18 protein-coding genes and 1 pseudogene are annotated in these 21,851 nt (G+C 71.3%); 9 read left to right on the plus strand and 10 right to left on the minus strand.

All coding sequences use genetic code 11. The features are described from left to right. The first annotated feature begins 28 nt into the window (after positions 1–28). The gene (locus BKA15_RS30550; RefSeq protein ID WP_179757445.1) at positions 29–1,222 is read left to right on the plus strand and encodes an endonuclease/exonuclease/phosphatase family protein; all 1,194 of its coding nucleotides are present in this window, start codon (positions 29–31) and stop codon (positions 1,220–1,222) included. A 1,233-nt stretch (positions 1,223–2,455) separates the two neighbouring features. Here the strand turns inward: BKA15_RS30550 and BKA15_RS30555 are convergent. Then, the gene (locus tag BKA15_RS30555; RefSeq protein WP_179757447.1) at positions 2,456–2,986 is read right to left on the minus strand and encodes a DinB family protein; all 531 of its coding nucleotides are present in this window, start codon (positions 2,984–2,986) and stop codon (positions 2,456–2,458) included. Between the two features lie 24 nt (positions 2,987–3,010). Further along, positions 3,011–4,150 (minus strand): polyprenyl synthetase family protein, encoded by a 1,140-nt coding sequence (locus tag BKA15_RS30560; protein WP_179757448.1) that lies wholly within the window; start codon positions 4,148–4,150, stop codon positions 3,011–3,013. A gap of 72 nt (positions 4,151–4,222) precedes the next feature. On the opposite strand from BKA15_RS30560, the gene metF reads away from it, so the two are divergent. Beyond that, the gene (gene metF, locus BKA15_RS30565; protein ID WP_246322458.1) at positions 4,223–5,161 is read left to right on the plus strand and encodes a methylenetetrahydrofolate reductase [NAD(P)H]; all 939 of its coding nucleotides are present in this window, start codon (positions 4,223–4,225) and stop codon (positions 5,159–5,161) included. 3 nt (positions 5,162–5,164) lie between these two features. Here the strand turns inward: metF and BKA15_RS30570 are convergent, their stop codons facing one another. From BKA15_RS30570 to BKA15_RS30585, 4 genes are all read right to left on the minus strand, one after another. Further along, positions 5,165–5,893 carry a DUF3558 family protein gene (locus tag BKA15_RS30570; RefSeq protein WP_179757449.1) on the minus strand — a complete coding sequence of 243 codons (729 nt, stop codon included), beginning with the start codon at positions 5,891–5,893 and terminating at the stop codon, positions 5,165–5,167. A 140-nt stretch (positions 5,894–6,033) separates the two neighbouring features. Continuing rightward, positions 6,034–8,205 (minus strand): HelD family protein, encoded by a 2,172-nt coding sequence (locus tag BKA15_RS30575; protein ID WP_446685538.1) that lies wholly within the window; start codon positions 8,203–8,205, stop codon positions 6,034–6,036. A gap of 102 nt (positions 8,206–8,307) precedes the next feature. After that, a complete protein-coding gene (locus BKA15_RS30580) occupies positions 8,308–9,618 on the minus strand; it encodes an FAD-dependent oxidoreductase (protein WP_179757451.1) in 1,311 nt (436 codons plus the stop codon). A gap of 38 nt (positions 9,619–9,656) precedes the next feature. Continuing rightward, positions 9,657–10,280 carry a malonic semialdehyde reductase gene (locus BKA15_RS30585; RefSeq protein ID WP_179757452.1) on the minus strand — a complete coding sequence of 208 codons (624 nt, stop codon included), beginning with the start codon at positions 10,278–10,280 and terminating at the stop codon, positions 9,657–9,659. Positions 10,281–10,354: 74 nt separating this feature from the next. On the opposite strand from BKA15_RS30585, the gene BKA15_RS30590 reads away from it, so the two are divergent. The 6 genes from BKA15_RS30590 (at position 10,355) to BKA15_RS36680 (ending at position 15,483) form a co-directional block, all read left to right on the plus strand. Next, the gene (locus BKA15_RS30590; protein ID WP_179757453.1) at positions 10,355–10,747 is read left to right on the plus strand and encodes a winged helix-turn-helix transcriptional regulator; all 393 of its coding nucleotides are present in this window, start codon (positions 10,355–10,357) and stop codon (positions 10,745–10,747) included. A gap of 9 nt (positions 10,748–10,756) precedes the next feature. After that, positions 10,757–11,488, plus strand: coding sequence for a PIG-L deacetylase family protein (locus BKA15_RS30595; protein WP_179757454.1), 732 nt, complete (start codon positions 10,757–10,759; stop codon positions 11,486–11,488). Between the two features lie 255 nt (positions 11,489–11,743). Further along, complete coding sequence (locus tag BKA15_RS30600; protein WP_179757455.1) at positions 11,744–12,226, plus strand: SAV_6107 family HEPN domain-containing protein; 483 nt, start codon at positions 11,744–11,746, stop codon at positions 12,224–12,226. A gap of 108 nt (positions 12,227–12,334) precedes the next feature. Next, positions 12,335–13,066, plus strand: coding sequence for a methyltransferase domain-containing protein (locus BKA15_RS30605; RefSeq protein ID WP_179757456.1), 732 nt, complete (start codon positions 12,335–12,337; stop codon positions 13,064–13,066). Positions 13,067–13,097: 31 nt separating this feature from the next. Then, positions 13,098–14,324: a DNA polymerase IV gene (gene dinB, locus BKA15_RS30610; RefSeq protein ID WP_179757457.1), complete on the plus strand. Its 1,227-nt coding sequence runs from the start codon at positions 13,098–13,100 to the stop codon at positions 14,322–14,324. A gap of 763 nt (positions 14,325–15,087) precedes the next feature. Continuing rightward, positions 15,088–15,483 carry an SCO2097 family morphological protein gene (locus BKA15_RS36680; RefSeq protein WP_179757458.1) on the plus strand — a complete coding sequence of 132 codons (396 nt, stop codon included), beginning with the start codon at positions 15,088–15,090 and terminating at the stop codon, positions 15,481–15,483. A gap of 174 nt (positions 15,484–15,657) precedes the next feature. Here the strand turns inward: BKA15_RS36680 and BKA15_RS30620 are convergent. The 4 genes and pseudogenes from BKA15_RS30620 to BKA15_RS30635 form a co-directional block, all read right to left on the minus strand. Continuing rightward, positions 15,658–15,969: pseudogene (locus BKA15_RS30620) on the minus strand (histone-like nucleoid-structuring protein Lsr2); the annotation flags it as partial. Positions 15,970–16,148: 179 nt separating this feature from the next. Beyond that, entirely contained in the window at positions 16,149–18,380 is a 2,232-nt protein-coding gene (locus BKA15_RS30625; protein WP_179757460.1) for a transglutaminase TgpA family protein, read from the minus strand. Next, positions 18,380–19,642 (minus strand): DUF58 domain-containing protein, encoded by a 1,263-nt coding sequence (locus BKA15_RS30630; protein ID WP_179757461.1) that lies wholly within the window; start codon positions 19,640–19,642, stop codon positions 18,380–18,382. The genes BKA15_RS30625 and BKA15_RS30630 overlap by 1 nt, the downstream gene beginning before the upstream one ends. Before the next feature lie 9 nt (positions 19,643–19,651). Next, positions 19,652–20,638 carry an AAA family ATPase gene (locus BKA15_RS30635; protein ID WP_179758797.1) on the minus strand — a complete coding sequence of 329 codons (987 nt, stop codon included), beginning with the start codon at positions 20,636–20,638 and terminating at the stop codon, positions 19,652–19,654. Positions 20,639–21,401: 763 nt separating this feature from the next. Here BKA15_RS30635 and mraZ point away from each other — a divergent pair. Continuing rightward, complete coding sequence (gene mraZ, locus BKA15_RS30640) at positions 21,402–21,830, plus strand: division/cell wall cluster transcriptional repressor MraZ (RefSeq protein WP_179757462.1); 429 nt, start codon at positions 21,402–21,404, stop codon at positions 21,828–21,830. Positions 21,831–21,851 lie beyond the last annotated feature (21 nt).

The following is a 21,851-nucleotide window of genomic DNA, read 5'->3' on the forward strand; positions in this document are numbered from 1 at the left end:
GTCGCCGCGATCCCTTATGGTTCGCCCCATGACACGCGTTCGGGGACTTCTGTTGTCGCTGCTGGCCGCCGTCCTGGCCGTCGGACTGGCGCCGGATCTCGCGTCGGCGGCCGTGCCGAAGGTACGGTTCGCGACGTTCAACGCCTCACTCAACCGGGCCGCCGCCGGTGAGCTGCTGGCCGACCTGTCCAAGCCCGGCGATCCGCAGGCCAGCGAAGCCGCGGAGGTGATCCAGCGGGTCCGGCCGGACGTGTTGCTGATCAACGAGTTCGACTACGTGCCGGAGAACGCCGCCGCCGACGCGTTCCGGGCCAACTACCTGGAGGTCGGGCAGCAGGGCGCGGACCCGATCGAGTATCCGTACGCGTACACGGCGCCGGTCAACACCGGGGTGGCGACCGGGTTCGACCTTGATCGCAACGGTCAGGTCGGCGGCGGCAACGACTCGCACGGGTTCGGCCTCTTCGAGGGGCAGTACGGGATGCTGGTGCTGTCGAAGTACCCGATCGCGTTCGACGAGATCCGTACCTTCCAGAACTTCCTCTGGCAGGACATGCCGGGAGCGCTGCTGCCGGACGACCCGGCCACGCCGGAGCCCGCGGACTGGTACTCCGACGAGGCGCTGGACGTGCTGCGGCTGTCCTCGAAGTCGCACTGGGACGTCCCGATCAAGATCGGCAAGCGCGAGGTGCACTTCCTGGTCGCGCACCCGACGCCACCGACGTTCGACGGGCCGGAGGACCGCAACGGCGTCCGCAACCACGACGAGATCCGGTTCTGGGCCGACTATGTGGGTTCTCGGCGGCAGAGTCGCTACATCTACGACGACGCCGGCGAGCGCGGCGGCCTGAAGCCGGGCAGCCGGTTCGTGATCGCCGGCGACTACAACGCCGACCCGCTGGACGGCGACAGCGTCGACGGCGCCGTCAACCAGCTGCTGGGCCATCCGCGGATCGCCGACCCGGAACCGACCAGCGAGGGCGCGGTGATCGCGGCCGAGCAGCAGGGCCAGGCGAACACCACCCACCGCGGCGACCCGGCCCTGGACACCGCCGACTTCAACGACACCGCACCGGGCAACCTCCGCGTGGACCTGGTGCTGCCGTCCCGTGGCCTGGTGCAGCGCGGAGCCGGCGTCTTCTGGCCCACCCCCGACTCGCCGCTGGCCCGCCTCAACGACGCCTCCGACCACCACGCCGTCTACCTGGACCTGCGCCTCTGACAACCGCCGACCGGTCAGCAAAGCAGGCGTTTTGGCGGCGTGTCGCTGCGGAATTGACCGGTCGGTGAGGGGTGGGAGGTTGAGGGCGGCGCGGTGCTGGTCAGTCGCAGGCGGTCCCGGCCGCTGATCGGAATCTGCGACCGACCTGCGCGGCGAAGGCAGATGACCAGGTGGGCAGCGACCCGGGGTGGCGACGACTGGGCTGGGATGACGATCGGGCTGGGATGACGATCGGGCTGGGATGACGACCGGGCTGGGATGACGACCGGGCTGGGACAACGACCGCGCGTTGCGCGCGCAACGATCCGGCGAAGGCAACCGTCGTTGCCGACGCTCCGTCGACGCGCTTCCGCGCGGATCGTCGCTGCCGGTCGTTGCGCTGGGCCGCGGGGCCTGGCCCGCCGTCTGTGCCACTGCTCGCGCCGCTCAAGTAGTTGCCGCGCCACTCGAAGAAGAACTGCCGCCGTCGGACCCCCGCTGGAGTCACCCGGTCGGCGACGGTCACGACGGTTCGCGACGGGCAACGACCCGCTCGGCTCAGTCAACGGTCCGCAGCCTGCTGCCCGATCGGCCATTCGCCTGGCGCCGACGGGCGCAGCACGATCTGTTGGCCGACCTGATGTGCGGTTGTCGTGGGACATCGGTCGGCGACTGTCAGGCGATCCGGCGGCGAGGATCCCGGTGGCGATGTCGCGATTTCTCTTCGGTTCGGATGGTGCAACGTTGAAATGGGCCCGAGCGCTCCACGGGAAGTGATTTCGCGACACGCTCCCCGGAGCGGGCCGTGCTCACCGCGACCGCTCCCGATCCGACGGGCTACGGCCGGATCGTCGAGGCGCCGCGTGCCGCAACTCCGGAAGGCGGGCGCAGACCACGTCTGCGAAGGCCCCCTCGCGGGCCTGTCCGGTCGGGGGCACGCCGGTCTTCCGCGGACACGTTGCTTCGTTCCGCCCCGGCGGCCTGGTCGGTCGAGTCGGCGGGGTGGGGCGGCCTGGTTGGTCGAGTCGGCGGGGGTGGGGCGGCCTGGTCGGTCGTGTTCGTCGGTGTCTTCGGCGGGCTGGTTGGTTGAGTTGGCGGGTGTTTTCGGCGGGCTGGTCGGGTTCGTCGGTGCTTTCGACAGCCCGCTCGGTCGAGTTCCCCCGTCCTCCGGCGCCACCGACCGGTCACTTCTGCAGCGACACGCCGACAAAACGCCTGCTTTGGTGACCGGTCGGCGAAAAGAGTGGGTGGGGGCTACTCGCCGGTGGTTCCGTCGATGGACTCTCGGATGAGGTCGGCGTGGCCGTTGTGGCGGGCGTACTCCTCGATCATGTGCAGCAGGATCCAGCGCAGCGAGAACGGCTCCCCGGTGTCGCGGCTGGGGCGGGCCGAGGGGTGGGCCAGGCCGCCGGCGGCGTAGGCCTCGGCGATGCCTGCATCGGCGGTACGGACAGCGTCGTCCATCAGCCGGTGCAGCTCGGCGGGGGAGTCCTGGACCGCGGTGGTCAGCTCCCAGTCGATGTCGGCGTCCCAGTCGGCCGAGGCGAACGGCTCGGGCAGCGGCCGGTCGTGCAGCACGTAGCCGAACCAGTGCGACTCGTTCAGCGCGACGTGCTTGAGCAGGCCGGCCAGGGTGAGTGTCGACGGCGGATGGGTCCGCCCTAGTTGATCTTGGTCGAGGCCGGCGGTCTTCTGCCGCAGCGTGTCGCGGTGGTAGTTCAGGAAGCCCAGGAGCGTGGTCAGCTCGTCGGCGCGGAGCGGCGGATCGGTGCGATCCTTGGTCACGGCGGTGGCCCTTCGATGGGGTGATCAGTGGGTGCGATGGGTGGCGAGGGTGGCCAGGGTGTCGAGCGCCAGGCGGCCCTCGTCGGTGATCTCCGAGCCGGGCAGCGCGGCCAGTGCGGCCCGGGCGTCGGCGTGGCTGGATTCGATCATGGACTCGACCTGGTCCCGGGCGCCGGTGCCGGTGATCAAGGTCCGCAGCCGGTCCACCTGCTCCCGATCAAGATCAGGACGGCCGAACAGATCCCGGATCGCCTTGCGGGCAACGGGTTCGGCGGCGGCGAGGGCATGGGCGACCAGGACCGTGCGCTTGCCCTCACGAAGATCATCTCCGGCCGGCTTGCCGGTCAGCTGCTCGTCGCCGTAGACGCCGAGCAGGTCGTCGCGGAGCTGGAAGGCACGGCCCAGCGCGGAGCCGTACTCGGCCAGCATGGTGATCAAGGACTCGGAACCGCCGCCGAGGCTGGCGCCGATCTGGCACGGCCGGCGGATCGTGTAGCGGGCCGACTTGTATTCGACGACTCGCTCTGCGGCCTCGATCGCCGTCGCGAGGTCCTGCTCGGTGACCGGGCGGGACTGGGCCAGGATGTCCAGATACTGCCCAGCGGTGACCTCGGTCCGCATCGCCTCGACCAGCGGCAGCGCCCGGGCCAGTGCCGCCGGCGGCAGCCCGGACCGGTGCAGCAGTTCGGAGGACCAGATCAGCAGCAGGTCCCCGTACAGGATCGCGGCGGCTCGCCCGAACACCTCCGGGTCGCCGATCAGACCATGATCATCGTGCAACTGCTCGAACTGCCGGTGCGCCGACGGCCGGCCGCGGCGCAGGTCGGAGCCGTCCATCACGTCGTCGTGCACCAGGGCGCTGACGTGCAGCAGGTCGAGGCTCGCCGCCGCCCCGAGCAACGGGCCGCGGTCGTCAGCGCCGGGCAGTCCGGCCGCCGCGACGTACCCCCAGACGCAGCCGGCCGGCCGGACCCGCTTGCCGCCGGCGACCAGCGCCCGGGCCTGTTCGTGCAGCGGTGCCAGCGACGGGTCGATCGCCGCCAGCACGTCCCGCTGGCCGTCCAGGAACCCGTCCAGTACGTCCGCGACGGCGTCCCGGAACCCGGCCGCGAGGGGATCCGCCGGGTCGAGCGCCGGGCCCGCGTCGAGTTGTGAAGTGGTCACCCGCCGAGCCTACGGAATCGAATCCTGGGAACCCGCCCGGCCCGCCCGCCCGCGGCCACTAGGGTGGTTCGCATGGCGCCTGAAACGACGCTCGACCGCCGGCCCGGGATGACCACCCGGACGGATCCGCACGCGACGATCGCGGAACTGCTGGCCGCCCCGACGGGCCCGCTGTTCTCCTTCGAACTCTTCCCGCCCAAGGACGACGACCAGCGCCGCACCCTGTGGCAGACGGTGCGCCGGCTGGAGGCACTCGGGCCCGACTTCGTCTCGGTCACGTACGGCGCCAACGGCTCCAGCCGGGAGCGGACGATCGAGATCACCGAGGCGATCGCCCAGCACACCACGCTGCGCACGATGGCCCACCTCACCTGCGCCAGCCAGCCGGCCGAGCAGCTGCGCCGGGTGATCGGTTGGTACGCGGCCGCCGGGATCCGGCATGTGATGGCGATCCGCGGCGACATGCCGGGCGGGCCGACCGTGCCCTGGGAGCAGCACCCGCAGGGCCTGCGGAACGCGACCGAGCTGGTCGAGCTGGTCCGCTCGCTGGGCGACTTCTGTGTCGGCGTCGGCGCGTTCCCGGATCTGCACCCGGAGCGGTACGACGCGGAGCTGGACGCCCGGCTGCTGGTGGAGAAGGCTCAGGCCGGCGCGTCGTTCGCGATCACCCAGCTGTTCTTCACGCCCAGCCGCTACTTCGAACTGGTCGACCGGGTCCGCTCGCTCGGCTGCGACCTGCCGATCATCCCGGGCATCATGCCGGTCACCCGGCTGAGCCAGATCCAGCGGTTCGCCGAACTGTCCGGTGCCGACCTGCCGGCACCGGTCGTGGCTCGGTTGGAGCAGGCGGGCGACGACCCGGCCAAGGTTCGCCAGGCCGGCACCGACATCGCGACCGAGCTCTGCGCCGCTCTGCTCGAGGGCGGCGTGCCCGGCCTGCACTTCCTCACCATGAACCGCTCGACCGCGACCCGGGAGATCTACGCGCGGCTGAATCCCAGCCACGGTTAGGCGTCAGCGGAGCAGGGCGTCGACCAGGGTCGTTCCGATGTCGCGGAGCCGGCCGCAATCCACGGTGTTGTCCTCGATCGGCCCGGTCACGCGGTAGCTGATGGCCAGGTACTGGTCGTCATGGATGTCGATCGCGATCAGGCAGGTCGGCCGTACTTCCATCCGCTGTCCGGTCCACGCCGGGAACCCGCGGACCTCGATCTCCTTCGGCCTGGTCTCGGAGAAGATGTGCCCGTCGTAGATGCTCTCCTGGTACTTGATCAAGGTCAGCGCGTACGGCGGCTTCCGGTGTGCCCAGGAGCAGGACACGGTACGGGTCTCGAGGGCCTCGCCGACCGGGCGCCCGGCCCTCACCTGCCACCGGGTGACCGGAACGTCGTCGAGTGCGGCGCAGTCCTTCATCGCCGACAGATCGAGATCCCGGGCCCGTGGGCGACGGGCCGGCTTCCAGGCTCCGTTCTCGCCGTCCGACGAGCTGGCCGACGGCGCCGGTGTCGGCGGGCGCGGCGTCTGCTCCGGCGTCGGAGCTCTCGGCGGATCGAGCGGCGAGACGCTGATCGAGGGCACCGCCGGGGACGGTCCGCCGGACGAGGACGGGCCGCCGGACGAGGCGGCGCCGGGGGAGGGCCGGCTCGACCGGTCGGGTTCCGGAACGAGTGCCGCGCAGGACACCACCAGCGGCGTCAGTACGGCGATCGCGGCCCAGCCCACGAACCGACGGCTCAGCGTCACGACGGTCTCCTCCTGCTCGACGCCGCCCGCGGTCGAGGCCGCAGGTCCGGTCCGCAGCCTAGCGACGCCGCGGTCCGGAGGCGTCGCTCGATCCCCGGACCGTCGGCGAACCGGATGCCGTCTCGCCCGTTCCCGGCGGTTCAGTCGAGCGTGGCCCGCCAGGCCGCGTCCGGCCGCTCGTCGACCGTGACCAGCCGCTGGGTCGGCCGGGTCAGTGCGACGTAGAGCACCCGGACACCGCCGGGGGACTCGGCCACGATGTCGTCCGGCGTGACCACGATCGCACCGTCGTACTCGAGGCCCTTCGCGGCCAGCGGGGTGACCAGCACCAGTCGGTCCGCCGCCGCGTCGTCGGTGATCAACTTCGCGTCGGCCAGGGCATCCCGCAGCGCCTGCTGCCGGGACGGCGGGGCGATCACGCCGACCGTGCCCTCGACCTGCTCCAGCAGTTCGAGGGCGGCCTTGATCACGGTGTCCTCGACGTCGCCGACCAGCAGTTCCGGCTGATAGCCGACCGAGCGGACGGCCGTGGGCAGATCCGCGTCCGGGAACGTACCGACGACGACCTGGGCGGCCAGGTCGAACACTTCGGCCGGACTCCGGTAGTTGGTGCTCATCCGGAACCGGCGCACCGGCGCGGTGCGGACCAGCTCCGACATCGCCCGCTCGTACTCGGCGGCGTCCGGCCAGGAACTCTGGGCCGGGTCGCCGACGATGGTCCAGCTGGCACTGCCGCCGCGGCGCCGCAGCATCTGCCACTGCATCGGGCTGATGTCCTGCGCCTCGTCGACCAGGATGTGCGCGTACGTGTCGTGCGGGGTCGCGAACGGGTCCGGCTCGGACCGGTCGGCCAGCCGCTCCATCGTCGTGAACACCTCGGGTACGTCGTCGCCGCTCTCCAGGAACAGCGGGATCTCGACCGAGTTCGACTCCGGCACCGGCCCCAGCAGCGAGGCCAGCTCGTCCAGCAGCGCGCTGTCGGCGACCGACCAGTCGCGCCGGGCGGGCGGCACCGAGGTCAGCCGGGCATAGTCCGCGGCCAGCAGGTCCTGCTCCTGACGGGACAGCTGGGACCCGGCGGCCCGGCCGAGCAGCGCCCGGTCGGCCAGCCGGGCCAGCGCGGCGGGTGCGCTGAGGGTCGGCCACCAGGCGGAGGTGAAGTTGTGGAACGCCGCCGTCGAGGTGACCGCGTCGTCGAAGTCCGGCCGGTCCAGGTCGAGCTCCCGCGGCCGGCGCCGCCAGAGCGCCGTGAGCAGTGCAGTCTCGGCCGCGTCCCGGGCCTGGTTGAGCTTGTGGTGCGCCAGCACGTCGGTACGGATCCGGGCCAGCGTCGGCCCGTCCAAGGCGTAGACCACCCCGTCCACGGTCAGCCGGAGTTCGTTCGGTACGCCCGCCGGCGGCTCGGTGACCAGGCGGCGCAGCACCCGGACCATCCGCAGGCTGCCCTTGATCGCCGACAACTCGGCCGGGTCGTGCCGCATCCCGGCGACCTCGAGGATGTCGTTCGGCACGGTGCCGATCGAGCGCAGCGTCACCGACTCCTCGCCGAGCGAGGGGAGCACCCGCTCGATGTAGTTCATGAACACCTGGCTCGGCCCGACCACCAGGACCCCGCCGGATTCGAACCGGCGCCGGTTCGAGTAGAGCAGGTAGGCCGCCCGGTGCAGCGCGACGACCGTCTTCCCGGTGCCGGGGCCGCCGCTGATCATGGTGAAGCCCTGCCACGGCGCCCGGATCGCCTCGTCCTGCTCGGCCTGGATGGTCGCGACGATGTCGCGCATGTTGTGCCCGCGGGCCCGGCTCAGCGCGGCCAGCAGGGCGCCGTCGCCGATCACCACCAGGTCGTCCGGCGCGTGCTCGGAGTCGAGCAGGTCGTCCTCGATCCCGACCACCTTGGCGCCCTGGCAGCGCAGCACCCGGCGCCGGGTGACGTTCATCGGATTGCTCGGCGTGGCCCGGTAGAAGGCCGCCGCGGCCGGTGCCCGCCAGTCGATCACCAGTGGCTCGTAGTCGGCGTCCCGAACCCCGATCCGGCCGATGTAGCGGGCCTCGGCATCCACGTGGTCGAGCCGGCCGAAGACCAGGCCCTCGTGCTCGGCGTCCAGCGTGGCCAGTCGCTTCGCGGCCTGGAAGGCGAAGATGTCGCGCTCCAGCAGGCCGGTGCCGTCCTCCTCCCGGACATAACTGGAGCGGTCCGACTGATAGAGCGAACGCCCTTCGGCGGCGACCAGTCGGGCCGACCGAGAGGCGACGTCCAGTCGCTGATAGACCTTGTCGACGTGGGCCTGTTCCGCGGCGAGTTCGCGGTCCAGGACGGCAGCCGCGTCCTGGTCCGACTGTACGGATTCCGGCGCCGCGGTGTCTGACGATGAAGTCAAAAGCGTGTCCTTACCCGAGTGACGAAACACTCCAGTCTACAAATGTTCGGCCGTCAGGTCGTCATGGCAGGCGTACGAGGCGAGAGCGCCGGACAACAGCGTCTGGGACAGCCCCGGCCCCGCCGCTGAGAACGGGCCGGCCTGGTAGAGCCCGGGCAGCGGCCCCCGGATCGGCGGCCGGACCAGCCAGCCGCCGAAGCCCCGCCAGGCCAGGCCACGGCTCCAGTCCGGCCGGGGCCGGGCGTAGTCGTAGCTGAGCTCGACCATGGTGTCGCCGGCCCGCCGCACCACCGTGACCAGCGGCCCGGCGCCGGCCCGGTGCTGCACCGTCTCGGTCAGCTCGTCGGTCACCGGCCCCGGCAGCCGGGTCGCGGTGACCGTCGGGGCCAAGGCGGGGCGGAGCCGGCGCAGCGTCGCCCGCTGCGGCGGCAGCTCGACATCGGCCAGGAGTTGATCAAGGACCCGCGGTGGATCGACCGTGCTGATCGCCGCCCTGGACCGGAAGGTCCCGGCTTCGGTGATCACGCCGACCGGCCGGCCGTTCTCGATCATGATCTTGGTCGCCGCGGAGTCGATCGTGGTCACCTTGCGGGTCGCCAGCCGGCCGGCCACGGCCTCGATCAGGGCCGACGTGCGCCCGGTCTCCGTACCGTCGGCGCGACGCATCGTCCACCGGCCGAACCGGCGCAGCACGGCCAGGTCGACGGCGGCATGGGCCGGCGATGAACTCGGTACGGACCCTTGCAGATAAGCGACATCGCGGACCAGGGCCTGGAGCGCCGGGTGCCCCTGGAGCTCGGCGAGCCGATCGATGCTGATCTTGCTCTTCAAGATCGTCTCGACTCGGCGGGTGAGCTGGAACCGGCCGTGCAGTTCCGACTCCAGGCCCAACGGCCGGAGCGTCTGCCAGACCTCGTCAAGATCATCGAGCAGGTCGCGCCAGCGGTCCGCGGCCGCGCTCCCGTACGTCTCCGAGAGCGCCGTGTACTGCTCGCCGCGGTCGGTCGGCAGCCGGAGCTCGCTGCCGTCCGGAAACCGGTGCCGGGCCGGTGGGGCGGGCGCCAGCTCCCAGCCGGAACGGGCCAGCTCCGCGTCCAGCGGCCGGCCGCTCTTGCGGAACAGGTCGCGCCAGGCCGCCGGCAGGGTGAGCACCGGCGGCGCGTCGTCGATCACCGGGCCCGACGGGGCGTCCAGCGGGCGACCGGCCCACGGTCCACCCGGCTCCAGGCCGTCACTGACCAGCGCGACCCGGTGCCCGGCCTTGGCCAGCCGGGCCGCGGCGGCCAGCCCGGCGAGGGTCGCCCCGATCACGATCACGTCGACGTCGGTGTCCGGCCCGGCTGGCATGGCTCCGTCCTATCAGAGCCCGCCTCGGTCCGCTGCGGTCAGGCCCAGCGGACCACCTCGTCGTGCTCGAGCCGCGGCAGCCGCGGGTGCCAGGCGTCGGAGTTCTCGGGGTGGCCGATGTTGACCACCAGGGTGGAGGTCCAGCCGCCGTCGGGGAAGAACTCGGCGTCCAGTCCGGCCGCATCGAAGCCGCCCATCGGGCCGGCACCGAGGCCGACGGCGCGGACGGCCAGGATGAAGTAGCCGGCCTGCAGTGCGCCGTTGAACCGACCCAGCTGCTCCCGTACCGGCGGGTTCTCGGCCAGTTCGTTGCGCAGCTCGGCCCGGAACGGCGCAACCCGCGGGATGTGCTCGTGGAAGCCGTTGTCGACCGCGAGCACCGCGACCGCCGGCGCGGCCAGGGTCTTCGCCTGGTTGCCCTCGTGCAGGTGCCGGATCAGCCGTTCCCGCGCCTCCCGGGACTGTACGTAGACCACCCGCAGCGGCTGGATGTTGACCGCGGTGGGCGCCCACCGGGTCAGGTTCCAGATCTCGGCGAGCTGATCGTCGGTGACCGGGGTCGGCGCGAACGCGTTGATCGTGTGCGCGCCGGTGAACAGCGTCGCCAGCGCGGCGTCGTCGAGCCGTCCGGTGGTCGCCGGGTCGGTCAGCATCTCGGTCATGATAGTTATCTCCAAGTCGCTAGGAAATTACGAGTACCATCGGAGATCATAGTCCGCCGGGTAAAGTGGTGCACATGGCGCCGACAGGTGAGATCCCTCACGAGGAACACGGCTGTGACGAGGCGTTGGCGCGCGCCTTCCAGTTCCTCGGCAAGCGGTGGAACGGAGTCCTGCTGGGCACCCTGATGGGTGGCGCGGCCGGCTTCGCCGAGCTGCGCCGGGCGATCCCCGGGATCAGCGACTCCGTACTGTCCGACCGGCTCTCCGAGTTGTCCGGTGCCGGGCTGGTGCAGCGGACGGTGCGGGAGGGTCCGCCGGTCACCGTCGGCTACCGGCTCACCGCCGCCGGTGAGGCCCTGCTGCCCGCGCTGGAGGAACTGATGGTGTGGTCCCGACAGCACCTGACGGACGAGCGTTGTCAGGCTGCGACCCGGAAACGCGGGACGGCCCGGGCGGCTGCCGAGTAGCCTGCCGCCATGGCAGACCTCGAACCGGTCGACGAAGAATGGCAGCGCGGACTCTGTGTCGTCGCGCATCCGGATGATCTCGAGTTCGGTGCGGCGGCCGCGATCGCGCGCTGGACCGACCAGGGCAAGCACCTCTCCTACGTCATGGTGACCAGCGGTGAGGCCGGCATCGACTCGATGACGCCGGACGAGTGCCGGCGGGTCCGGGAGGCCGAGCAGATCGAGTCGGCCCGGATCGTCGGCGTCGACACCGTCGAGTTCCTGGGGCTGCCGGACGGGATTCTGGAGTACGGGATCGCCCTCCGGGCCGCCATCTGCCGGACCATCCGGCAGCATCGCCCCGAGGTCGTGATCACGGCGAATTTCCGGGACACCTGGGGCGGCCGGGCGCTGAACCAGGCCGACCACATCGCCACCGGCCGTGCGGTCCTGGATGCGGCCCGGGACGCCGGCAACCGGTGGATCTTCGCCGACCAGCTGACCGACGGGCTGGAGCCCTGGGGCGGGGTTCGCCAGGTGCTGGCCTCGGGCTCGCCGGAGGCCGGACACGCCGTGGACACCACGGCCACCTTCGACCGGGGCGTCGCCTCACTGAAGGCGCACCAGGCCTACATCGACGGGCTCGGCTGGGCGTTCGATCCTGAGGAGTTCCTGGAGGGCTTCTCGCGGCCTGCCGGGACCCGGCTGGGCACCACATTCGCGGCGCCGTTCGAGGTTTACTTCCTCGCCTTCGGAGGCTGATCCTCAGGTCTCGTGGTTCGGTCTTGACGGACTGTCAGTGGCCGGGTGTAGATTGATCCTTGTTCGAACACGCGTTCGATATCGATACTTGGGGAAGGATCGCGGACGCGGGTTCGGCACAGCGCCGTGTTCGCGGCACGCGCTCTGGCTCGCCTTGGCGTGGATGGACTCGACCCCCGTCCACGCCAAGGCCGCCACTCACCCGGGTCGAGCCTCCCTGCTCCCGTACTGCGCCCCGAAACAGGAACCCCTGACATGCCCCTGCCTGCGACCGTCCTCGTCACCGACCCGACCGACCGCGACCTGCCCGTTCAGCCCGTGCTGCCGGGCTCCTTCCCGCGCGCCGACCATGATCGACTTCCGGTCGCGCTGCGGGCCGATCTGCACCGGATCGAGGGCACCCTGCTGGAGGCCGAACTGGCCGGCCGGCCGAGCGACCGCTATCTCGCGGCCCACCTGGCGGCGCTGCGGACCGGGGCGCTGATCGTCCGGCTCCGCTCGGCCCAGGTGCGGTTCCCGAGCCACCTATGGTCGCTGGTCGCCGCGGTCGCCCCGGAGTATGCGGAATGGGCCGCCTTCTTCGCCGCGACCGAGGGCAAACGCGAGGCGGTCCGGTCCGGTGCGACCTCCATCGTCACCGAGCGGGAGGCGGCCGACCTGCTGCGCGACGCCGGCCTGTTCTACCAGCACGTGCACACCCGGCTCGGCCCGGAACCGGCGGGGCGGGACCGATCATGATCAGGAACTCGGGGCGGCGGGCGTGGGCGCCCGGCGGCCGGCGAGCCGTCGGCACTAGGCTTCCTTCCACCACGAGGCTGCCGAGTGTTTCGGCGGAAGGAGGGCGGCATGGCGACCCGCGCCACGACGCACCGCGCGAAGCGCCGCCTGCCGGTGACCCAGGCGCTGCTGTTGCAGATCCTCGACTCGCAGCTCGCCGACCTGGACGGCGAGGGAGCCCGGACCGTGGTCGACCTCGGCGGCGGGACCGGCGGCGTGGCGACCGCGCTGGCCGAACGCGGCCACCGGGTGACGGTCATCGACCCCAGCCCGGACGCGCTGGCCTCGCTGGAGCGGCGGACCGCGGAGTTGGGCCTGGCGGACCGGATCAGCGGGCAGCAGGGCGACGCCGGCAACCTGGCCGACCTGGTCAGCCCCGGCACGGTGGACCTGGTGCTGTGCCACCGGGTCCTGGACGTGGTCGACAACCCGGCCGACGCCCTGACCGAGGTGGCCCGGGTGCTCCGGCCCGGCGGCCGGCTCAGCCTGCTGGTGCAGCAGCGGCACGCCCTGGTCCTCTCGCACGCCCTGGCCGGGCACATCGCGCTGGCCCGGGAGGTGCTGGCGGATCGCAGCCGTTTCGATCACGCTTCGACCCTGGAGCTGGTCCGGCGGGCCGGCCTGGAGGTCGTGGCCGAGCACGGCCTCGGCTCGGCGGCGGACTACGTCGCCGAGGCGGTCGTCGAGTCGGCGGCGGGGGCCTACGCGGAACTGCTCGCGCTGGAGAACGAGCTGAGCACCGACCCGGCCTTCCAGCCGATCGCCCCGGCGCTGCACGTCTCGGCCCGCCGCGCCGACTGATCCTTCGCTCCACGCCGGGCGGTGGTCGCCGATGGCGGTGATCCTGCACGTCGACATGGACGCGTTCTTCGCCTCGGTCTCGATGCGGCGGAGGCCCGAGCTGCGCGGCACCCCGGTCGTCGTCGGCGGCTATCCCCGCGGCGTGGTGCTGTCGGCCAACTACGAGGCGCGGGCGTACGGGATCCGCTCCGGCATGCCGTCCGGGCGGGCCAAGCGGCTCTGTCCCGAGCTCAACTTCATCGACCCGACCTATGACGACTTCTCCTCGGTGGCCAAGGGCATCGTGGCCGTCTTCCAGACCGTCACGCCGATCGTCGAGGCCGCCTCGATCGACGAGGCCTATCTCGACCTCGCCGGGGCCCGGCACCGCTTCAGCTCGCCGTACGCGATCGGGGAGTATGTCCGGGCCATGGTCTGCGACGAGCAGCAGATCACCTGTTCGGTGGGCATCGGGCCCTCCAAGTTCGTCGCGAAGATGGCCTCCCGGGCGGCCAAGCCGGATGGGCTGATCGAGGTTCCCCCGGCGCGGGTGGCCGACTTCCTGCACCCGATGCCGGTGGACGCGATGTTCGGCGTCGGGCCGCCCACCGCGGAGAAGCTGCACCGGCTCGGCATCCGTACCATCGCCGACCTGGCGCGGACGCCGCCCGGCGCGCTGCGGCAGACGTTCGGCCCGCACCTGTCGCACCAGCTGGTCGAGCTCGCCTGGGGCCGGGACCGGACCCGCGTGGTGCCGGCCGTCCCCGAGCGCGGTGTCGGGTCCCAGGAGACGTTCGGCTCCGACACCGAGGATCCGACCGTGGTCCGCCGGGAACTGCTCCGAATGGCCGCGAAGACGGCCCGCCGGATGCGGCGGGCCGGCTACCTGGGCCGCACGGTGACCATGTCGATCCGGTTCGCAGACTTCCGCACCCTGACCCGGTCGACCACGCTGCCGAACCCGACCGACGTGACCGACGAGATCTACGCGGCGGCCCTCGCGCTGCTGGACCGGCTCGGCCTGGATCAGGCCCGGATCCGGCGGGTCGGCATCAAGGTCGGCGGCCTGGTCCCGGCCGAGCGCGCCGAACGGCAGCCATTCCTCGACGACCCGGAGTTCGGTTGGCGCGAGGCCGAACGAGCCGTCGACGCCGCCGTCGGCCGATTCGGTCCCAAGGCGGTCCAGCGGGCCGTCCTGGCCGCGCCACGGAACTGGGTCGCCGCCATGGGTGCCCCCGGCCAGAGCGACCCCGACCGCCGAGCCCACCAACCCAAGTGAGCGGCGGCCGCCGAGGGGAAACGGCACCGAGAATTCGCACCGGCAGCCGGCGACCGCGGCCGCGCGCCAGACCTGCGCATGGTCAACCTGGCTCGCGAGCCGGCGCGCCGCACCGTGACGACCCTGTCCCGGGCCGGCCCCGATCGGTGCCCGAGCCGCGGCCCGCGGACCACCTCGACGTTCTTACGGTCCGGGCCCGTCAGACTCGAAGTCGCCGACCTCGAGTGGATCGTTTGACCCCGATCCGGCGTCCGGAGGTTGCCCTTGCGTCTGCTCGAAGCGACCGGAACGCGGACCGCGACAGATCCTGTGGTCTGGTCGCTCTGGTGAGACCGTCGGGTCGCGCCGGCGGGTTTCGGGGCCGGGAATCGCTGCTGCGGTTGGTGTGCAGCGATCGGGGCCGTGATCGTCCTCAGGGTCTGATCGGTCGCGATCTGGGCCGGGCTCCTCGGGCTGGGGCTGCGGTCGGTGTGTGCCGCGCTCGGGAGGCGTGATCGTCGGGGCCGCCAGAGAGGGTCGGTTTGGTCACGTTCCGGGGGCTGGCGTGGCGAGTCGGCGGTCGGGGTGGTGCGGTTTGAGCCGCCCGACGGTAGTGTCGGAGACGGGTCTTCCCCGTACCGCAGATCAGGGCATCACCGGAGCGTCGGGTGGTGGGTTTTCCTGGGCAGAGGGTGGGCCTAGACTAGGGTCAAGGAATCACGCCAGACAGGGTGTGAGGACCGCAAGCAGCGCCGTTGGCGCATGGAAAGCCGGAGGTGGCCACGTGGCCCTCTCAGAGGAAGAGCAGCGGCTCCTCGAGCAGATGGAAGCCGCCCTCGCCGCGGAAGACCCGAAGCTGGTGAACACCATGCGCGGGACGGGTCCGCGACGGGTCCATCGTCGACGGGCAGCGCTCGCCGGGGTTGGGTTCTTCGTCGGATTGGCACTCCTGATCGCAGGAATGTCGACCTACCTGTTCCTCAGTGTGCTCGGTTTCGTGGTGATGGTCGCCGCCGCAGTGACGGCGATCTATGCGTGGCAGCACGTGGGTTCCGGCCCGGATCATCGGACCGGCGCGGAGCGGCAACGCGCGTCTCAACCGTCCGGCCCGGACAGCACCCGCAACTTCATGGACAAGATGGAGGAGCGCTGGCGCCGCCGGCGCGACGAGGGTTTCTGACCGGAGCCGATTGTCCCCGAGGCTCGTTCTTCACCCGAAGAACGAGCCTCGTTCTTGTTCTCTCGCCGCCGCGATGCGGTGCGGTCAGGCGCTCGCCGACTCGATGCCGACCGAAAGGTCGTGCTGCGGCCTGTCGCCGTTGACCGGCTCGGGCGCGGATTCCTGGGCCGCCGCGTAGGCCCGGCGCACCTCGGCCGGGATCCGGCCCCGGTCGGGCACCTTGTAACCGTTGGACTGGGCCCAGGCCCGCAGGGTCGCGTTGGCCGGGGGCAGTTCGGTCACGAACGTCGCGGCCGGGCCCCCGTTCCGCCCGCTTCGACGGCGGGCCTTCTCCGCGTACGGTTCGAGGATGCTGCGCAATTGGGCGGCGTGCTCGGCCGACAGATCAATCGCATAGTCGACGCCGTCGAGGGCGAAGTCGACGGTTTCATCGGCCTGACTCCCGTCGAGATCGTCTTCGAGGGTGATTTCGATCCTGCGCGCCATTGGACCGCCTTCCGATTCCGTACGAATTCGCCCGCCGACTCGGTTTTCGCAGTATTTCACCGGCGCCGACCGTCGTCCAGTATCGCGGATCGGGTCAAGACCACGGTCGCACGCCGGATCAGGATTTCCCTTGTTTTACAGGCCGATCGACCGTCAGGCGGTGTATCGGGTCAGGTTTCCTAGCGGCGACGGAACAATGAACGGGGCAGCCAAAAGGCCAGGAATCGGCGCCAGCGGCTTTGTGGTTCGGCCAGGCCGGCGCGCACGTTCCGGGTGATCTCCGGCAATTCGTCGAGTTCGCCGTCCGGTGCCGTCGGGGCATATCGGGAGCGCTCGACGAGCACGGCGACACTGGTCATTTCGTCGGCCTGACTCCGGTCCAGTCGGTTCGCGACCGTGGCGCCGATCCGGCGCGGCGAACCGTCCGGCCAGCGACCGCCGAGATCGATCATGGTGTCCCGGATCTCCTGCCAGGCCCCCTCCACCCGTCGCCGGCCGTCCTGGTGCGCACTGAGCCGGGACGCCCGGCGCCGGATCCGCAGCGTCGCCGGGGCCGCCAGGACCGCGAGCACCAGCAGCGCGATTCCGGTCGCGGCCAGCGCCTGCCACGGGTCGGTCGTGGTCTGGTTCGGGTCGGTCGGGGTCTCGGTCGGCACGTCCGTCGGGCCCGCGGTCGGTCCCGTCTGCTCGTCCGTAGGGGCCGTGGTCGGCGCCGTGGTCGGGTCGGGGTTGTTGCCGGTCTCCGACGGCGGCACCGACCAGTCCGGCACAGTGCCGGCCTGGCTGGCCGGCGTCGGTTCGAACCGGACCCAGCCGTAGCCGGAGAAGTAGAGCTCGGGCCAGGCGTGCATCTTGTGATTGGTGACCGTGTAGCTGCCGTCGCTGTTGCGCTGGCCGGGGAGGAACCCGATGGTCACCCGGGACGGGATGTTCGCCACCCGCGCCATCATCGCCATCGCGCCGGCGAACTGCTCGCAGTAGCCGCGGCGGTCGGTGAGCAGGAAGTTCTCCAGCGCCTGGTAGCCGCTGCCCGGCAGCGGCCGGGTGTCGTACTCGAACGCGTCGCTGCGCAGGAAGGACTGGATCGCGATCGCCCGCTCGAACGCCGTCGTCGAGTCCTCGGTCACCTGGTTGGTTAGATCGATCAGGCTCTGCGGCAGGTCGTCCGGCACCGCCGTGGTGATCGCCGAGTCCTGCGGCGTGCCGGATGCGGCCAGCGACAACTGCTCGGCGGTCGGTTCGATGTCGATGCTCTGCACCCGGTACGTCAGCCCGGCGATCTGTCGCCGCCGTACGTCCTCGTTGCCCATGGCCAGGATCGACAGCGCGCCCGGGTCGAATCCCCAGGAGCCGTCGGCGCTGAAGTTGCGCGGGGCGTACGGCGCCGGGAGATATTCCGACTCGAAGCCCTGGCTGACCGAGACGTCGGTCGTCCGCTGCCCGCGCGGCTCGGTGGTCACCCCGGGGATCTGGCCGAGCCGATTGCCCGGCGTGACCTGGATCTGGACCGGCGACCAGCCGGCGTTGCCGAACTGGGGGAGCGTGGTCAGCCGCAGGTACGTCCCCGAGGAGCGGTCGTCCTGGGTCGACCGGTAGCGCAGCACCGGCCGCTCCTCGGCCTGGGTCAGGTTCCGCCTCAAGTCGAGCGTCGGGTCGCCCAACTGCAGCGGACCGTTGCCGCCGGACCCGTTGCCGATGCCGAAGCCGGACACCGCCAGGGTCGGCATCATCAGCGACGCGATCACGGTGATCACCAGCGCCGGTACGCCGAGGTAGCCGGCGGCCCGCCAGACGACCGGTGCGGCGGCCCCCATCGTCTCGGAGGAATCGCGGGACAGGCCGCGGGTCCAGCGGGCGTTGGAGTTCAGGCCGTCGGCGATGAGGATCGCCAGGTAGCCGACCGCGACCAGACCGAAGCTGAGGATCGAGGCGTCCTTGGCCAGTCCCAGCGCCGGCACCAGGTAGAGCGCGGTCGGCGGCGCGAAGGCCCAGCCCGGCCGGCCCACCCCCACCACCAGCAGGTCGGTCAGCACCATCACGATGCCGACCGCGGTGACGAAGATCAGGGTGACGCCGTCGTTGGGCTGCATCGGCGACGTCTGGGTCTGCATGTGCGCGATCCCGGACCGCCACAGGTCGAGCAGGCTGTCGTACCAGGTGCCGCCGCCGGGATCCGACATCGACCAGGTCAACATGCCCAGCCCGATGATCAACACCGCGACCTGGATCAGGAACACCGTGGTCGGCCCGAGCCGGGCCCGCCGCAGCAGCAGCGTGACCAGGCCGAGGGTCAGCACCAGCAGCCAGCCCAGCACCAGGTAGCGGCCGTCGGAGGTGAGCGGCCGGATCGTCAGCGACGCCAGCAGGACGGCGATCGTGACGGCGACGGTGCTCCGGTCGGTGTCGCGCATCAGGCCACCCGGCTCAGCTCGTCCAGCCGGGTCCAGGCGTCGCCGACGGTGGTGGTCCGGTCGGCCCGGACGACCCGCCACTGGTTGTCCAGCAGCACCTTCTGGGCCAGGTCGGTGGCGTCCCGCTGCCGTTCGTCGTCCTCCTCACCGGCGAAGCTGGCGACGTCGAGCATGATCGCCAGGCCGCGCGCCCGGCTGCCCCGGACCCGGAGCAGCACCTCGGCGTCGGCCGGGGTGAGCCGGCCCAGGATGGCGACGATCAGTTGGCCGGGCCGGTCGGCATTGGCGGATTCGACCGCGTAGTGCAGTGTCCGGGTGGTCCGTGGCCGCAGATCGGTCAGCCGCTCGACCACCAGCTGCCGGCTGGCCGAGCTGTGCTGGCCGAGCGCGCCGCTGATGTGCAGCGGGCCGCCGGCGTCGAAGATCTCCACGCTGAAGCCGGAGTCGAGGAAGTGGGTGGCCACCGAACCGGCGGCCGAGATCGCCCACTCGATCGAGTTGTGCATGCCGCGGCCGGCGTGCGCCGATTCGCGGGAGTCCAGCAGGACGCTGGCGCTCGGGTCCCAGGCCTGCTCCTCGCGGCGGACCATCAGCTGGTCCCGCCGGGCGGTCGAGCGCCAGTGCACCCGGCGCACGTCGTCGCCCTGCCGGTACTCCCGGATCAGCGCGTCGTCGGCGCCGACCACGCCGATCCGGTGCGGTTGCGCCTCGCCGGTGCTGCCGGCCCCGCCGGCCGCCCGCAGCGTCGGCAGCGGAACGATCTCGGGCGTCACCATCACCTCGGAGGTGGCGACGAATTGGCGGTCCATCCGGACCAGGCCGAACGGGTCGGTCGTCCGCACCATCAGCGGTCCGGTACGAAAACGTCCGCGCACCCGGCCGAGCAGCGGATACTCCACCTCGCGGCGCCAGTTGAGGGTGGCCCGGTCGATCAGGAACCGGGGCCGGTTGCCCAGTTCCCGCGGTACGGCGTCCTCGAGCATCAGGATCCCGATCGGCAGCCGGCCCTGCTGGCCGAGCACGATCCGGCCGCGCATCGGGGAGCCGAGCGCCACCTGCGCCGGTTCGACGGTCCGTTCGCAGGACAGCCGGAGCCGGGTCCGGGCGACCAGGATCGCGGCCAGGATCGGCAGCACGAGCAGCAGCAGCCCGAGCCGCATGATGTCGCGCTGGTCGCCGACGATGCCGACCACGGTGACGATCAGGCCGAAGACGGCGAAGATCCGGCCGCGACCGGTCAGCAGCTGCCAGAAGCGGTGCATGGCCGGCGGTCAGGCCTGGCGGGCCGGCTGGCCCTGTCGGTCGCGCCGGCGGTCGGCCCGGTTCGGCGCGTCGGCCGGGTTGCGGTCAGGGATGTGCACCGAGGCGACGGCCGTGGCGATGATGTCGGCGACGGTCCGCCGGGCCAGCTGCGCGTCGGTCGACGGCAGCACGCGGTGGGCGAGGACCGAACCGGCCAGGGCGCCGACGTCGTCGGGCGTCACGTAGTCGCGGCCGGACAGCGCGGCGAAGGCCCGGCTGGACCGGAGCAGTTGCAGGCTGGCCCGCGGGGAGGCGCCGATCCGCAGGTCCCGCGACTGCCGGGTCGCGTTGACCACCGCGACGATGTACTGCTTCACGGCCTGCGAAACGTACACGCCCTTGACGGCGGCGATCAGGCCGCGGATGGTCGCCGCGTCGGTGACCGGGCGCAGGTCGGCCAGCGGGTCGGAGGAGCCGTGCGCGTCGAGCATGTCCAACTCGGCGTTCGGCGTCGGGTAGCCCATCTGGATCCGGGCCATGAACCGGTCCCGCTGCGCCTCCGGCAACGGGTAGGTGCCCTCCATCTCGATCGGGTTCTGCGTGGCCACCACCATGAACGGGGCCTCCAGCAGGTACGTCGTCCCGTCGACGCTGACCTGCCGTTCCTCCATCGACTCCAGCAGGGCCGACTGGGTCTTCGGCGATGCACGGTTGATCTCGTCACCGACCACGATGTTGGCGAAGATGCCGCCCGGCTTGAACTCGAAGTCGCGGGTCTCCTGGTTGAAGACGGAGACGCCGGTGATGTCGGACGGCAGCAGGTCGGGGGTGAACTGAACCCGCCGTACCGTGCAGTCGATCGAGCGGCCGAGCGCCTTGGCCAGCATCGTCTTGCCGACCCCCGGTACGTCCTCGACCAGCAGATGGCCCTCGGCGAGCAGGACCACCAGGGCGAGGTCGATGACGCTCCGCTTGCCCTCGATGATGCCCTCGATCGCTTGGCGTACGTCTCCCATCACCCGGACCACGTCGGCGAGGGAATACGAACCGTCCCCGGTTCTGGCGTAGCTCAAGGTCACCCTGTCCTCCGTGTCCCTGGTAGGCCGTGTCGCGACAGCCTGAACCGTCTCTTCGGCACCACTCGTCGATGGGAGAAGTTCCCACGAAGACCCTACGCGGTGATTCCAGTCGGTGGTGGCCGAGGGCGCGATTGTTACGACTTGGCCAACGCCCGACGACCGTTCCGGACCACGGCCCGGTGTGACCCGGACCCTCGAGATCACACCCATCGCCGAACGCCCGCAGGCCGCGGCCTCCACCACGGCGAGCACCCGGCCCGCTCCGCGCACCGTGTCGTCGAGTGTGAGGTTTCGTACCATTGAAATCGATTTCAGGTGGTCGTTTTCGTCACACTCGCCGAAGCCGGCCGGGCTGGCCACGGCTGCGCTCGGGCCACGCCGATCGGTGCGCGCGTGTCGGTTGCCGGTCCGCGCCGGCCTCGCGTCCGATTCGCCCCGGTCCGCGCCGGCCTTTCATCTCCGTTCGGCGCCTCTCGCCCTCCTTCGGCTCTGTTCCACCCCCGCGTCGGTCTCCGGAGATCGGCGCCGTGCGCCGACCCGCCACGCCGTGAATCGGGCGATCGCGGTACGTCGCCGAGCCGCACCGAAGGGGCCTGGGGGAGGGTTTGGGGTGGATTGGGGTGCTAAGTGGGGCAAAGTGGAGTATGGTGGCGGAAAGTGGAGCGGATCGGGCTGATTGTGGAGCCAGGAGGTGCGGACCGTGTTTCTCGGGACCCACACTCCGAAACTCGACGAGAAGGGCCGACTGATCCTCCCGGCGAAGTTTCGAGATGAATTGGCGGACGGACTGGTGATCACGAGAGCTCAGGATCGATGCCTGGCGATCTGGCCCGTCGCGACGTTCATCGAGCAGACCCAAGCCCTGAGGAACGCCCCCTCCAGCAGCAAGCAGGTGCGGGACTACCAACGGATGCTGGCCTCCGGAGCCTCGGACGAGACCCCGGACAAGCAGGGCCGGATCACCATCCCGCCGCACCTGCGGGCGTACGCAGGCCTGGACAAGGACTGCGTCGTGGTGGGAGCGATGAACCGGGTCGAGGTCTGGGACGCGGCCGCCTGGCAGTCCTACTCGGACGAACAGGAGACCGCCTTCGCCGAGATGAACGACGAGGTCTTCCCGGGCCTGTAGGACCGCGAACCACCCGGGTGG

The sequence above is a fragment of the Microlunatus parietis genome (assembly GCF_013407955.1).
In the GTDB taxonomy this organism is placed as follows: Bacteria; Actinomycetota; Actinomycetes; order Propionibacteriales; family Propionibacteriaceae; genus Microlunatus; species Microlunatus parietis.

Excerpts from the sequence above, each read along its gene's own strand:
- BKA15_RS30550 (WP_179757445.1), top strand. The coding sequence starts at position 29 with ATGACACGCGTTCGGGGACTTCTGTTGTCGCTGCTGGCCGCCGTCCTG.
- metF (WP_246322458.1), top strand. The coding sequence starts at position 4,223 with ATGGCGCCTGAAACGACGCTCGACCGCCGGCCCGGGATGACCACCCGG.
- BKA15_RS30580 (WP_179757451.1), bottom strand. The coding sequence starts at position 9,618 with ATGCCAGCCGGGCCGGACACCGACGTCGACGTGATCGTGATCGGGGCG.
- BKA15_RS30585 (WP_179757452.1), bottom strand. The coding sequence starts at position 10,280 with ATGACCGAGATGCTGACCGACCCGGCGACCACCGGACGGCTCGACGAC.
- BKA15_RS30590 (WP_179757453.1), top strand. The coding sequence starts at position 10,355 with ATGGCGCCGACAGGTGAGATCCCTCACGAGGAACACGGCTGTGACGAG.
- BKA15_RS30595 (WP_179757454.1), top strand. The coding sequence starts at position 10,757 with ATGGCAGACCTCGAACCGGTCGACGAAGAATGGCAGCGCGGACTCTGT.
- BKA15_RS30600 (WP_179757455.1), top strand. The coding sequence starts at position 11,744 with ATGCCCCTGCCTGCGACCGTCCTCGTCACCGACCCGACCGACCGCGAC.
- BKA15_RS30605 (WP_179757456.1), top strand. The coding sequence starts at position 12,335 with ATGGCGACCCGCGCCACGACGCACCGCGCGAAGCGCCGCCTGCCGGTG.
- dinB (WP_179757457.1), top strand. The coding sequence starts at position 13,098 with ATGGCGGTGATCCTGCACGTCGACATGGACGCGTTCTTCGCCTCGGTC.
- BKA15_RS30625 (WP_179757460.1), bottom strand. The coding sequence starts at position 18,380 with ATGCGCGACACCGACCGGAGCACCGTCGCCGTCACGATCGCCGTCCTG.
- BKA15_RS30630 (WP_179757461.1), bottom strand. The coding sequence starts at position 19,642 with ATGCACCGCTTCTGGCAGCTGCTGACCGGTCGCGGCCGGATCTTCGCC.
- BKA15_RS30635 (WP_179758797.1), bottom strand. The coding sequence starts at position 20,638 with ATGGGAGACGTACGCCAAGCGATCGAGGGCATCATCGAGGGCAAGCGG.